Annotated in this window: 13 protein-coding genes and 1 pseudogene; 6 read left to right on the forward strand and 8 right to left on the reverse strand. The window is 56.3% G+C overall.

From position 1 onward, the window contains the following. The first annotated feature begins 54 nt into the window (after window positions 1–54). Window positions 55–921 carry a LysR family transcriptional regulator gene (locus tag POI8812_RS00880; protein WP_108780652.1) on the forward strand — a complete coding sequence of 289 codons (867 nt, stop codon included), beginning with the start codon at window positions 55–57 and terminating at the stop codon, window positions 919–921. On the opposite strand, the gene POI8812_RS00885 is transcribed toward POI8812_RS00880, so the two are convergent. The 4 genes from POI8812_RS00885 to POI8812_RS00900 are packed head-to-tail and all read right to left on the reverse strand — an operon-like array spanning window position 899 to window position 3,739. Next, the gene (locus tag POI8812_RS00885; RefSeq protein ID WP_108780653.1) at window positions 899–1,684 is read right to left on the reverse strand and encodes an alpha/beta hydrolase; all 786 of its coding nucleotides are present in this window, start codon (window positions 1,682–1,684) and stop codon (window positions 899–901) included. The genes POI8812_RS00880 and POI8812_RS00885 overlap by 23 nt on opposite strands. Continuing rightward, window positions 1,681–2,397 (reverse strand): TlyA family RNA methyltransferase, encoded by a 717-nt coding sequence (locus POI8812_RS00890; RefSeq protein WP_108780654.1) that lies wholly within the window; start codon window positions 2,395–2,397, stop codon window positions 1,681–1,683. Before POI8812_RS00890 ends, POI8812_RS00885 begins: the two co-directional genes overlap by 4 nt. Before the next feature lie 13 nt (window positions 2,398–2,410). Further along, on the reverse strand, window positions 2,411–3,328 hold the full coding sequence (locus tag POI8812_RS00895) for a sterol desaturase family protein (protein WP_108780655.1): 918 nt from the start codon (window positions 3,326–3,328) through the stop codon (window positions 2,411–2,413). 3 nt (window positions 3,329–3,331) lie between these two features. Next, window positions 3,332–3,739, reverse strand: a complete 408-nt coding sequence (locus POI8812_RS00900) for a hypothetical protein (RefSeq protein ID WP_108780656.1) — start codon at window positions 3,737–3,739, stop codon at window positions 3,332–3,334. A gap of 112 nt (window positions 3,740–3,851) precedes the next feature. On the opposite strand from POI8812_RS00900, the gene POI8812_RS00905 reads away from it, so the two are divergent. Beyond that, entirely contained in the window at window positions 3,852–4,298 is a 447-nt protein-coding gene (locus tag POI8812_RS00905) for a PaaI family thioesterase (RefSeq protein ID WP_108780657.1), read from the forward strand. Here the strand turns inward: POI8812_RS00905 and POI8812_RS00910 are convergent. From POI8812_RS00910 to POI8812_RS17595, 4 genes are all read right to left on the reverse strand, one after another. Further along, window positions 4,290–4,952, reverse strand: coding sequence for a TVP38/TMEM64 family protein (locus POI8812_RS00910; RefSeq protein WP_108780658.1), 663 nt, complete (start codon window positions 4,950–4,952; stop codon window positions 4,290–4,292). The two genes, POI8812_RS00905 and POI8812_RS00910, sit on opposite strands and share 9 nt — an antisense overlap. A gap of 478 nt (window positions 4,953–5,430) precedes the next feature. After that, a complete protein-coding gene (locus tag POI8812_RS00915) occupies window positions 5,431–8,727 on the reverse strand; it encodes an error-prone DNA polymerase (protein WP_108780659.1) in 3,297 nt (1,098 codons plus the stop codon). Further along, window positions 8,727–10,256, reverse strand: a complete 1,530-nt coding sequence (locus tag POI8812_RS00920) for a Y-family DNA polymerase (protein ID WP_108780660.1) — start codon at window positions 10,254–10,256, stop codon at window positions 8,727–8,729. Before POI8812_RS00920 ends, POI8812_RS00915 begins: the two co-directional genes overlap by 1 nt. Continuing rightward, complete coding sequence (locus POI8812_RS17595; RefSeq protein WP_162844846.1) at window positions 10,159–10,836, reverse strand: ImuA family protein; 678 nt, start codon at window positions 10,834–10,836, stop codon at window positions 10,159–10,161. Before POI8812_RS17595 ends, POI8812_RS00920 begins: the two co-directional genes overlap by 98 nt. Before the next feature lie 159 nt (window positions 10,837–10,995). Here POI8812_RS17595 and POI8812_RS00925 point away from each other — a divergent pair, with 159 nt between their 5' ends. From POI8812_RS00925 to POI8812_RS00935, 4 genes and pseudogenes are all read left to right on the forward strand, one after another. Continuing rightward, window positions 10,996–11,124, forward strand: a complete 129-nt coding sequence (locus tag POI8812_RS00925; protein WP_162844847.1) for a transposase — start codon at window positions 10,996–10,998, stop codon at window positions 11,122–11,124. A 21-nt stretch (window positions 11,125–11,145) separates the two neighbouring features. Further along, window positions 11,146–11,274 (forward strand): hypothetical protein, encoded by a 129-nt coding sequence (locus tag POI8812_RS17860; RefSeq protein ID WP_281258530.1) that lies wholly within the window; start codon window positions 11,146–11,148, stop codon window positions 11,272–11,274. Between the two features lie 134 nt (window positions 11,275–11,408). Next, window positions 11,409–11,672, forward strand: a complete 264-nt coding sequence (locus POI8812_RS00930) for an IS3 family transposase (protein WP_108780662.1) — start codon at window positions 11,409–11,411, stop codon at window positions 11,670–11,672. Between the two features lie 13 nt (window positions 11,673–11,685). After that, window positions 11,686–12,042 (forward strand): annotated as a pseudogene (locus tag POI8812_RS00935) (transposase); the annotation flags it as partial. Window positions 12,043–12,055 lie beyond the last annotated feature (13 nt).

Consider the following 12,055-nt stretch of genomic DNA (forward strand, 5'->3'; position numbering starts at 1 on the left):
CGCCCATAGTAAAAATTCATTGTTTGCGCATAAACGTTCGATTAAATCGAACATATGCCAATGAACTATAATCACCTGCGCTATTTCAGGGCCGTCGCGCGCGAAGGGAACCTGACGCGCGCTGCTGAAAAGCTGAACCTCTCACAATCCGCCCTGTCGGTGCAGGTGAAAGCGCTAGAGCAGCAACTGGGCCATGATCTGTTCGAACGGGTCGGACGCTCGCTCGTCCTGACAGAGGCGGGGCGCATTGCGCTCGACCACGCTGAGACAATTTTCCGAACGGGCGAGGAACTGCTCAGCACGTTGGATGAGACCGGCCGCGCGCGCAAAGCCTTGCGTGTCGGTGCCCTTTCCACCCTGTCGCGGAACTTTCAGATCGAGTTTCTGCGTCCCCTGATCGGGCGTGCTGATGTTGAGGTCGTGCTGCGCGCAGGATCACAAGGTGAACTGCTGCGCGAGCTTGAAAACCTCAGCCTTGACCTGGTGCTGACGACACAGGCCCCACCCCGCGATGCGGCCAGCGCATTGGTCAGTCGTGAGATCGCCGAACAACCGGTCAGTCTGATCGGCACTCCGACCCGGGTCGAAGGACGGGATGGCGTGGTGGAACTGCTGCGTGACAACCCGCTGATCCTGCCAACCGTGGAGACTGGCGTGCGGGAGGCCTTTGACGCGTTATGTGACGGACTGGATCTGCGACCTCAGATTGCCGCGGAAGTCGATGATATCTCGATGATGCGTCTTCTCGCGCGCGAGGATGCGGGTCTTGCCGTGCTCCCCACCATCGCCGTTCAGGACGAACTTGCCAGTGGCGCATTGGTGGAAGCGCTGCACCTGCCCGACATTCGTGAACGGTTTCACGCCGTCACCCTGCGACGACGCTTTCCCAATCCGCTGCTCAACGAGGTGTTGAACCTGTAGCCTCAACCGCGAAACGGCGCGCGGCGATGCCCCCACCAAACAGACGCAAATCGTTGTGATTGCCTTCTGGATAAACGATCAGCTGCTTTGGGTCCTCGGCAGCCTCGAACACCGCGCGTCCCATTTCGACGGGGATCACCTCATCGGCACCGCCATGCATCACAAGCAGAGGCATGTCGATCTGATCGATTCGTTCGATCGTCGCATATCGGTGGCCGGGCGAAAGCAGACAGTAGGGCAAGCCCGGAAACACTTCCGATCCAAGGGCGCAAAGCCTGGTAAACGGCGCCTCCAGGATCAGCCCGGCTGCATCAACCTGGCGGGCAACATTCGATCCAATCCCCGATCCCAGCGAATGCCCATGCAGAACCAACCGTTCTGCCGGAACCGGTTGACCGATCAGACGGGACAATTCCGCGCGCACATTCAGCGCATCCTGCACCAGTGCAGCTTCCGAGACACCCTCACGCTGATAGCGCATGACCGCCCAGCTAAAGCCGTTCACGCCATACTCGCGCAACACCGGGCCAACCCGACCGGGATTGCCGACATTTCCGGTGAAATACAAAACCACAGGCAGATCCGGATCGCCTGTGTGCACCCAGACTTCAACATCGCCCACCTGCTCGACCCGAACATCCAGCCCGGCCACACTCGTCGGATAATCTTCAGGGTCGAATTGATAGATCAGGTCATTGCGGCCGATCATGAAACCGGCGCAGGCAGCGGCATAAAGGCCGATGACAAGAGCAAGCCACTTCATCGCTTCACCGCCGCGATCAGATGCTCGATGTTACCGTCACTTCCCGTGATCGGACTGATGTCCTGATGCGTCACAGTCCAGCCGGATGCGTCCAGAAAGGCCGCGATGCGCGGCAAGACAGCCTCGCGCGCAACCTCATCCTTCACGATACCGCCCTTGCCGACCGCCGCGCGACCAACCTCGAATTGCGGTTTGACCAATGCGATCAGGCGCGCCTGCGACTTGGCAAGCTCCAGTGCATTGGGCAGGGCCTTTTCCAGAGAGATGAAGCTCACATCGGTCACGATCCAATCGAGGGGGGGCAGCAGGTCCGGGGTGATATCCTTGGCATTCACGCCGTCCATTCTCACGACGCCAGTGTCTGCCTCAACATCCTGATGCAGTTGATCATGCCCAACATCGAGGGCGAAGACCCGCGCAGCGCCGCACGCGCGCATCACCTGTGTAAAGCCCCCCGTCGATGCCCCCAGATCGAGGCAATCGCCAAACGGCGTCAGTCCAAACCGATCCAACGCGTATTCGAGTTTTAGGGCCGCTCGACTGACCCAGGGAATCGGATCTTCGCTCAAAGCAAGCGCCTGATCCGCAATTTTGTGAGAGGCTTTCGCCCGAACCGTGCCGTCAACAAGCACGACACCTGCGGCAATCAACTGCGCGGCGCGCGCGCGCGATGGGGCAAGCCCCTGCGCGACCAATGCCTGATCGAGCCTCATTGTCGCCCCGAGTTCAGAGGCCGGGCTTCCCCTTTAGGTGTGGGTTCGCCTCCACATGCGCACGCTTGATATCGGCCGATGTCTGACGGGAGCCATCGTGGCTCCAGCCCGGTTCGCGTTGCACATATCGCCATCTATCCCCCCAAGAGATGCCAGACTGAGTTACGTCCTTCCACATACCGACATATTCGTGAAATGCCACACGGATCGGATTGAATGTGCCCAAATTGTGAACCAATCCATAGGTTGGGCGATGATCTTCCGGCACAAAAGTTCCGAACAGCCGGTCCCAGACAATGAGCGTACCCCCATAATTCGCATCGAGATATGCGGCATCTCGCGCGTGGTGCACGCGGTGGTGGGACGGTGTGTTGAAGACAGCCTCGAACCAGCGCGGCAGACGGTCAATTACCTCGGTGTGGATCCAGAACTGATAGATCAGGTTGATCGCGCCCACGAAGAACACCATCAGCGGATGAAAACCAATCAGCACCAGCGGCGCCTGGAGGATCATCATCCCCGTCAATTCCCCGGTCCATGTCTGCCGCAACGCAGTCGACAGATTGTAATGCTGGCTGGAATGATGATTGACGTGACTGGCCCACACCCAGCGGGAGGTATGACCGATGCGATGGACCCAGTAATAGCGTAGATCATCGAGCAGAAAACACAGCACAACAATGTACCACGCCTGCCCCAAATCGAAGAGCCGGTACGCCCACAGCCAATGGAAGAAATTGTAGGCGATAAAGCCCAACAGCAGCCCCGCCACGACGTTACCCGCGCCCATCAACAGAGAGACCAATGTATCCCGGGTGCCATAGCGGCCACCGTGCCCGCGCCACCGAATATACAGAATTTCCGCGACCATCAGCACGACGAAGCCGGGAATGGCCAGCATCACGATGTCAGGATAGCTCGGCTCGGTCATGTCCTATCGCCTCACAAACCGGGACAGGTACGCCGTCCAGGCCGCGACCTCCGCACCGGTCAACTCCAGGACCGTCGCGGGCGTATGAAACTCGGCCAACTCCACCCGAAGGCCGCGCGGATGCTCCGATACGGCGCGCAAGCTGGCCGGTAACAGTGGATAGGACACCGCATCGGCCTCAAAACTCCACAGAAGGCCGCTTCCGCGATCCGTCTCGATCAAGGCGGCCTTGCCCGCTTTCGACAGAATGACTGTCTCCACCTGCTCAGAGGGATGATCAAAGGACCAAACGCGGGCAGCGTCCGCATCATCCGTAAACCGACGCACGGCCGAGCCACCCGTCGAATGGACAAGCCAGACAACGCCAGCAACGCCCAGCACGACAACAACGAATAAAACGTCCAATGGCATCACGCCGCCCTCCTTCGCCAAGATTATTGCATGACGCCGCGTTCATCAGGCAACGGGATCATTGCATGACGTGTGGGCAATTGGCTTAGTTTGGGAAAAAACGGAGGATCCCATGAACCCCTACGACATGATCCGCGCGCATATGATGCGCACCATTCCCTTTGCAACCCATACGGGCGTGGAAATCACACGCATCACAGATGGAGAGGCGGAGGCCATTTTACCGGCGACGCCGGAGACTCAGAACCACATCGCAACCCCGCATGCCGGTGCCGTTTTCACCCTTGGTGAAACGGCAAGTGGTGCGGCAATGGCCGGCGCAATTGCTCCAATCCTGCTGGAATGCCGTCCGGTAGCCGCTGAGGCGTCCATCAAATATCTCCGTCTGGCCAAGGGTCAGCTGACGGCAACCGGCAAAACCTCGATCCCGGGCGCCGAAGCCTTGTCCGCACTCAAGGCAGAAGGGCGCATCCAGTTCGATGTCAATGTGTCGATCACCGATGAAACGGGTGAGTTGGTCAACGAAATGACCGTCGCTTGGCACGTGAAGTCAGGCTGAGCGGCGCGCGACCGCCCAATGAACAAGCCCGATCATCGCGATCCCTCCAATCGAGATCGCGATGATCAGCGGCCAACTCAGCACCATCATCGTACTGCCAAACCAAACCATCACTGTTGTGAGCGGCAGGATCCCGATTGCGGTGGTCCATGTGAACGTCCACCAACGCACCGTTGCCAACCCGGCGGCGACGTTGATCAGATTGAAGGCAATCACGGGAATGAACCGCGCCGCCAACAGGGCGCTCGCGCCGTTCTTCCCCTCCCAGCTTTGCAATCGCGCAAGCTGACGATCTGGTAGGAGGCTGGCCACCGCATCCCGGCCAAGCCAACGCGCCAGGCCGAACCCGACCCAGGCGCCCAGCATCGCGCCACACCACACGAACAGCGTGCCCCAGACGAGCCCAAAGACAGCCCCCGCCGCGAAGGCCACAACCTCGGCAGGGAAAGGAATGAATGTGTGGAGCACCATCAGCGCCACGACAATGAGGCCACCCCACAGACCAGCCGCCTCGATCCTGCTTTCAACCGCCGCGATATCGAGATCTCCCGCCACAAAAGCTATGAGGATCCCGGCAAGGATCAATCCAAGCAAAACGGTCGCCCCGATGGCCACACGGCGGAGCTTTGAATTGATCACAGCGGGCGGATGCATGTGGGTCCTGACAAAGGTTTCGACGACTCTAACACTTTAGCCGAAGTCATATAGGCTCAGACATAAATATGTGTGAACTGTGGTGCGGACTTTATGACTGTTCGGCTCCGGATACATAAAAATTTTGAGCGGTGCTGGAGACACATTTCGGTTTTGAGCGCTGATCATGAATACATAAATTCAGAGAGCACTGAGGGCGCTTTCAAATTAACCTTGGACTTAGAAAATTGTTACAATAATTATCAAATTTTTCGCGTTCATATCAATATGAAATTTGAAACCAAAAAATTATTTATTCGCACGCGTTATTTAAAATACGTTTTTATAAATGAAATTTTATTCGCGTTTGATCGGGAGGTCTGTGCCCGCGAATACATATTTCGCAATTCTTAGATTTTTAATAGGCAAACCGTTTTCTAGAGCACAGGTGCCTGAGCTTACATCTGGCACAGCGCGTTCTTGACCGACGGTGGGCAGCTTAATGAAAATCGCGCGATTTTGGGATGACACGGACATTGCGTGGGTGGCGAGAGCCGTGATCCGGGACTGGGCGTAGCACTTCGTCGGCTGGAGCGATTGGAGTTGGCACCCTCTCTCCCGAGAGTCTATCAAGCGCGGAACTGCGGTTTTCGAGATGGTTGGCGACAACGTGAATGATTTCACTGTCGCGCTGCACCTGCCCTTCAACATAGATGAGGCGTGAGCCCATAATGGCTGCACGATATTGCTCCATAAGCTTTGGCCAGATGACCAGATTGGCAACACCGTGCTCGTCTTCCATCGTGATGAAGCAGACACCCTTGGCACTACCAGGTTTCTGCCGCACAAGCACAAGGCCAGCCATGCGCACACGCTCACCATTGACGGTGCGTGAGAGAGTCTTGGTTGAGATCAAACCCTGCTCTGCCATGCTGCGTCGCATAAACTTCAACGGATGTGCTTTCAGGGACAAGCGCAGGGTTTGATAATCTGCCACGACTTGCTCGCAACTCGGCATAGCGGGCAGCGTTACGCTAACGTCGTCACCTTCATCCGCAAATTCGCGAAACAATGGTAAGTTCGGGGCGTCTTTGAGCGCTGAACTGTCCCAAAGCGCCGCACGTCGATCTAGCCCAAGAGAATTGAATGCATCGGCCGCAGCTAATTTGCCTAGAGATCCCGCATCCAGTCGGGCTCGGTTTTTTAGGTCTGCAAGTGAGGTGAAAGGCTCATCGCGCCCGTCAAGCAAGCGCTCAATGCTCACCTTCTTCACGCCATCTATCTGTCTTAGACCAAGCCTTACAGCAAATCGACCCGGCATGACCGGTTCTAGCGTATTATCCCAGTCGCTGAGATTCACGTCGGGCGCCCGCACGTCCACACCATGATCCCGCGCATCCCGCACGATCTGAGCAGGCGCATAAAAACCCATTGGCTGAGAATTCAGTAACGCCGCACAGAACACGTCCGGGTAGTGGCACTTGATCCAGCTTGAGATGTAGACAAGATGAGCGAAGCTTGCCGCATGGCTTTCGGGGAACCCATATTCACCAAAGCCCTCAATCTGAGAAAAACAGCGGGCCGCAAATTCGGGATTGTACCCCCGCCCGACCATCCGCTCGACCATTGTTTGTTTGTGCGCACTAACCTGGCCTCTGGCGCGGAAGGTTGCCATCGCTTTGCGGAGCTTGTTTGCTTCGGCTGGGGAAAACTGAGCAGCAACCATAGCAAGCTGCATTGCCTGCTCTTGGAAAATTGGGACGCCTAGTGTTCGCTCGAGAATCCGTTTCAATTCGTCATCTGGACCGTGTTCCGGGCTCGGAGAGGGATATTCTACGTCCTCAAGTTTGTTTCGCCGCCTCAGGTATGGGTGCACCATATCGCCTTGAATGGGACCGGGACGGACGATGGCGACCTGAATGACGAGGTCATAGAACTCTCGAGGCTTGAGCCTTGGCAGCATGTTCATCTGTGCGCGACTTTCCACCTGAAACACGCCCAAACTGTCTCCCTTACAAAGCATGTCATAGGTCGCTGTGTCGGCTTGTGGTACACTCGCCAGCGTCCAACGCTCCCCATAATGTGCTTCGATTAAGTCGAATGCTTTACGGATACAGGTGAGCATGCCGAGCGCGAGCACATCGACCTTGAAGATGCCCAGCGCCTCGATATCGTCCTTATCCCATTCGATAAAGCTGCGCTCAGGCATTGCGGCATTTCCGATTGGCACGGTCTCGCTTAATGCACTCTGCGTCAGGACGAAGCCGCCTACATGCTGGCCCAGATGGCGCGGCATCCCGATTAACTGATCAGCCAGTTTGATGGTGCGTGATAGGTGTGGGTCGCTTAGATCCAAACCAGCCTGCTTAGCTTCCCGTTCACCCAATTCACGCCCAAAGCTTCCCCATACGGTTTTCGCGAGGGCAGAAGTGATGTCTTCACTCAACCCCATGACCTTTCCCACCTCGCGGATCGCCATTCGGGGACGGTAGTGGATGACAGTTGCACAGAGGCCCGCGCGGTGGCGACCGTATTTCTCATAGATATGCTGGATCACCTCCTCCCGCCGCTCATGTTCAAAATCGACGTCGATGTCGGGCGGCTCCTTGCGCTCTTCCGAAATGAAGCGCTCGAACAATACCTCGTGCTGATCAGGGTCAACCGAGGTAATCTTGAGGCAGTAACACACGGCAGAATTGGCAGCAGAACCACGCCCCTGACACAGGATACCGATGGAGCGGGCGTAGTTAACAATGTCGTGAATCGTGAGGAAATAGGGAGATATCTCCAGCTTCGCGATTAGTGCCAGTTCCTTTTCAAGCACACTACGTACCTTTTTAGAGATACCGTTTGGATATCGCTCTGCCGCACCCTTCCAGGTCAGTTCAGAGAGATGCTCATCGGCTGTGCACCCCTCTGGTACGGTTTCCTCAGGATACTCATAGCGGAGTTCCCGCAGATCAAATGTACAGGCATTAGCGACGTCGCGCGTAGCACGGATCGCATGAGGCCATTCTGCGAAAAGACGAAGCATCTCGTCCGGAGATTTAAGGTGCCGTTCCGCATTAGCATGCAAACGAAAGCCTGCTTTGGAAATCGTTACCTTATGGCGAATGCAAGTCATAACGTCCTGCAATGGACGCCGTTCCGGCGCATGATAATGCACATCGTTGGTCGCAAGAATGCAAAGGCCACTCGCCTGTGCAACCCGATCCAGCCGATTGATCCGTGCTCTATCATCCCCACGATACAGGTAGCTAACAGCGACGTGTGAAAGTGTCGGCAGCGCCTCGACCAGTCGCGGCAGGTTCGCCTCGAATTCCTGTAGGGACTCTTCTGGCATGACGATCAATTGAACGCCCTCTGCCGCACTTACCAAGTCTGCAAGGGTGATGTCGCAAGCGCCTTTTTCCTGCCATGCACCATCTGTCGTTTCCCGCTTGCCCTTGGTTAACAAGGCGCAAAGCCGTCCATAGGCTGCACGATCCTTTGGATAGGCGAGGAACGTTTCACCGCTGACCAGCACGATCCTGCAGCCGATTAACGGGCGGATATGGACCTTTGCTGCCTCAGAATGATGCCGTACCACGCCTGCCATTGTATTGATGTCGGCTATACCCAGCGCGTCATAGCCTTGATTCCAAGCGGTCATTACAAGATCCACCGCATCCGACGCACCGTGCAGGAAGGAAAAGCAACTCGCCAGCCCCAGCTCCACAAAGGCCACAGGAGGGTTGGGCGCGAAATGATCCTCCCCTATCGTGCGTCTAGGGTGCTCATGATCCTTAAGAGGCATCAGGCAAAGATCCCGTGCAGGAACCAGCGTGGGTCACCACCGCGTCCGTCTTCATGATGGCCGTCCCGGTAGAGCCAGAAGCGCTGCCCTCTTGCATCCTCTACCTTGTAATAATCTCGCAAACGGGTACCGGGCAGGTCGTGCCACCATTCTGGGGCGATCCGCTCCGGTCCTGCATAGCGCACGACCTTGAGTGTCTGCCGCCGCCAAATGAACTGTGCGGGCGGGCCCTCCGGCACTGCATATATTACGCGGATTTCTTCTGGCGCTTGCAGGATGCGCACTGGTCGCTCCCGTAAGGTGGTTATGCCTACTTGAGTTTCATTAAGCGCAGCAACCTTCCGTTCCGCTCTTTCTGGAATATGGCTCTCAAATGCAATAGGCCGCGACACAGCTCTCGCCCCAAAGCGAGCACTCAGCCTGTCAATCAACTGCGGTAGCGTCAGCCCGTTTTCTCGCTCGCCATCCAGACCCGTCTGAAGCTCTTCAAATCCCTCAATACCATCAGCGTTAAGCGCGATGAGATCGAAGCCGAAACCCGGATCAATTTTCTCAAGCTTACCCTCAAAAAGCCTCGCCAAGTGCACAGGATCACGACTAGGGCGTGATGTTGCCGCACTCACTCCAGCCACGTCTCCATCTGTTCGAAAGATCCTAAGATGAAGCCTTCTGCAGCCTTGGGACCTCTTAGCCAGTTGGCTGCAAACTCCCTCACATAGTTCGGCAATGTAAGCTGTCGGATCTTGTATAGGCTCTGGCAAACGTACGATGGCTCGAACAGGTTCTGGCGCATCCTTACTTGAAACAGGCTCCGCCAATCGACCCATAGCCTGATCGAGGCGTAATAGCGGGTTAGAGGATAGCTCTGCACGATTAAAGCGGCGGGCCAGCGACAAACGAGGGATTGCAGCAATATCTTTGATCGACTTGAGACCAAGCCGATGTAGCAATTGAATGCAACGCGCATCCAATCTTAACGCACTGACAGGCAAAGAAGCTAGGGCATCTGGTAAAGCATCCACAGATGCAATTGCCCGTGGCGCACTGTATCGCGCGAGCGCCCAAGCTGCACCCCATGTCGGTGCCATCGCCGGTCTAGCCGTCAGGCCAAATCGCGCCATCTGCTCTTCGATATCGGCAAGCAGTTCCGCCTCTCCACCGAAGAGATGTGCCACACCGGTTGCATCTAGGATCAATCCATGTGCCCCGTCCTGCACACTCCACGGCCCCCAACGTCGCGCCCAAAGCACAAGCCTATCCATCACGTGCTGGTCACCTTCGAGGTCGCCATACTCAACACGTAAATGTGGACAGAGGCTGCGCATATCCACGATCCGCTCCTGCGGAGCGATACCAAGCAACCGCGCCGCACGGTTCGCGGCATGCACCACCGGCCCGTGATGCCCCTCCACGGCAAGGACTGCCGGAATCTCATCCGGATGTGGTTCGCTTTGACGCGCTAATACCCGCTCCCACCGTTCTATCGGTAGCGAGGGGAATGAAATCGAGATGATTTGCCGCTCGGTCATGTTTCACGATCCATGTGCCGGGGATTTGGTGACGCGATTTGAAAAGTTCGACCCGCCAGCGCGGATCACCAGGCGCATTTGGATCGTCGAAATTGGGAGCTGAGGGCAAAGAAGCGATACTGAACCTGTTGCGCGCTGCGCTTAGGTTAGGCCGCGCATTGTGGCGGATCAAAACGCATGGAATGCCGCTCTCCTCAGAGCGTAAGGCAAGCCGTTTCGTCGCGGTGAAGCTCACTTCGTAGGGCTCACCCCAAATCTCTCCGATTACAGCACCAAGTCCTGAACTGCCGAGCCCATCTTCCATAGCCTGTAGGACATCCAGCGCGCGCGGCACTTTGCAATGCAGAAAACCCCATTTAACCTTGCTGGCCATGTAGAGATCGCCACCCTCTCGGAAAGACTGGCGATCCCCCACCCAAAGAATCGTTTTTCCCGTACTTGCGAGCTTTGCAAGAAGCAGAGCGCTTACCCCAGCATCGCTCATGACGTCTAGAAATACGTCTGAAAATCCTGAAAAAACAGTAAATTGCAGACTCTTCCGTCCGCCTTGGATCTGTGGAAATTGAATTATATGAGACATGTGGATAAACACCGCTAGATAATTTGTTCTCTATATGTTCTTATCCAAAATACTCAATTTGTCCATTTGTGAACGGATTTATTAACGGGGCCTTGAGGTGTTCTGAGGCCACTGGACAGTGAGCTAAGCTTTATCCCGGACCTTTGAATGGATACGAGAATGGCGGAATGCAGGAAGTTCACAAACCAGTTTAAAGCCGATGTGGCGTTGGAAGCGATGCGTGGCGACAAGACTGTGCAGGAGATCGCGGCGAAGCACGAGGTACATCCGAACCAGGTCAGCACATAGAAACGCCAAGCGGTCGATGGGATGGCTGATGTGTTTGCCCGTGGCGGCAAACCAGAGCGCACAACGGATGTCGAAGTCAAAGATCTGCAAGCCAAGATTGTGAGGCTGGCGGTCGAGAACGATTTTTTGTCAGAAGGGCTCAATAGGTGAGCCCTGCAAGGAAGCGCTCGATGATCCAGCGGGATCACCCCGATCTGAGCATCAGTCGGAAATGCAAACTGGTACAGCTGTCGCGGTCGGCGTTCTAATACACGCATGTCGGGATCGACTTCGAAACGCTGGCGATGAAGAAAGTGATCGACCGGGTGTTCACGAAATACCCGGTCTTCGGCAGCCGCCAGATCGCGGCCAATCTGCGCCATGAATGTTTTGTCGTGGGCCGTTACCGCGTGCGACGCCTAATGGCAAAGATGGGGCTGCAGGCAAGCTACAAACGCCCTCGAACCAGCCAACCCCACCCGCAACATCGTGTCTTCCCGCACCTGCTGAGTAAGATGGTGATCAGCCAGCCAAACCAGATCTCCCTCTCGGGATCATGCTGCGCATGACCCGCTAGGCGGCGGGTGCGCTGATATCACCTTCGTGCCGGTCAAAAACGGCTTCCTATATCTCGTAGCGATCATGGATTGGGCGTTGCGCAAGGTGCTCAGCTGGCGGCTCAGCAACACGATGCACTCGGACTTCTGCGTCGATACGCTGAACGAGGCCATCGCCAAATACGACCCACCCGAGATCATGAATACGGACGAAGACAGCCAGTTCACCGGGTCAGCCTGGATCACGAAACTGACCGAGGCAGGCATGCGCATCTCGATGGATGGACGGGGCCGTTACCTCGACAACATCTTCATCGAGCGGCTGTGGCGAAGCTTGAAGCAGGAATCGATCTATCTCGAAGAGATCAACGACGGCTTCTAGGCTAGCAAAGTCG

The organism is Pontivivens insulae, from assembly GCF_900302495.1.
GTDB classification, from domain to species: domain Bacteria; phylum Pseudomonadota; class Alphaproteobacteria; order Rhodobacterales; family Rhodobacteraceae; genus Pontivivens; species Pontivivens insulae.

What these genes read in the sequence shown, in the direction of transcription:
- POI8812_RS17860 (WP_281258530.1), top strand. Translation starts at nt 11,146, where the DNA reads ATGGCTGATGTGTTTGCCCGTGGCGGCAAACCAGAGCGCACAACGGAT.
- POI8812_RS17595 (WP_162844846.1), bottom strand. Translation starts at nt 10,836, where the DNA reads ATGTCTCATATAATTCAATTTCCACAGATCCAAGGCGGACGGAAGAGT.
- POI8812_RS00920 (WP_108780660.1), bottom strand. Translation starts at nt 10,256, where the DNA reads ATGACCGAGCGGCAAATCATCTCGATTTCATTCCCCTCGCTACCGATA.
- POI8812_RS00900 (WP_108780656.1), bottom strand. Translation starts at nt 3,739, where the DNA reads ATGCCATTGGACGTTTTATTCGTTGTTGTCGTGCTGGGCGTTGCTGGC.
- POI8812_RS00885 (WP_108780653.1), bottom strand. Translation starts at nt 1,684, where the DNA reads ATGAAGTGGCTTGCTCTTGTCATCGGCCTTTATGCCGCTGCCTGCGCC.
- POI8812_RS00925 (WP_162844847.1), top strand. Translation starts at nt 10,996, where the DNA reads ATGGCGGAATGCAGGAAGTTCACAAACCAGTTTAAAGCCGATGTGGCG.
- POI8812_RS00905 (WP_108780657.1), top strand. Translation starts at nt 3,852, where the DNA reads ATGAACCCCTACGACATGATCCGCGCGCATATGATGCGCACCATTCCC.
- POI8812_RS00880 (WP_108780652.1), top strand. Translation starts at nt 55, where the DNA reads ATGCCAATGAACTATAATCACCTGCGCTATTTCAGGGCCGTCGCGCGC.
- POI8812_RS00910 (WP_108780658.1), bottom strand. Translation starts at nt 4,952, where the DNA reads ATGCATCCGCCCGCTGTGATCAATTCAAAGCTCCGCCGTGTGGCCATC.
- POI8812_RS00890 (WP_108780654.1), bottom strand. Translation starts at nt 2,397, where the DNA reads ATGAGGCTCGATCAGGCATTGGTCGCGCAGGGGCTTGCCCCATCGCGC.
- POI8812_RS00915 (WP_108780659.1), bottom strand. Translation starts at nt 8,727, where the DNA reads ATGCCTCTTAAGGATCATGAGCACCCTAGACGCACGATAGGGGAGGAT.
- POI8812_RS00895 (WP_108780655.1), bottom strand. Translation starts at nt 3,328, where the DNA reads ATGACCGAGCCGAGCTATCCTGACATCGTGATGCTGGCCATTCCCGGC.
- POI8812_RS00930 (WP_108780662.1), top strand. Translation starts at nt 11,409, where the DNA reads ATGAAGAAAGTGATCGACCGGGTGTTCACGAAATACCCGGTCTTCGGC.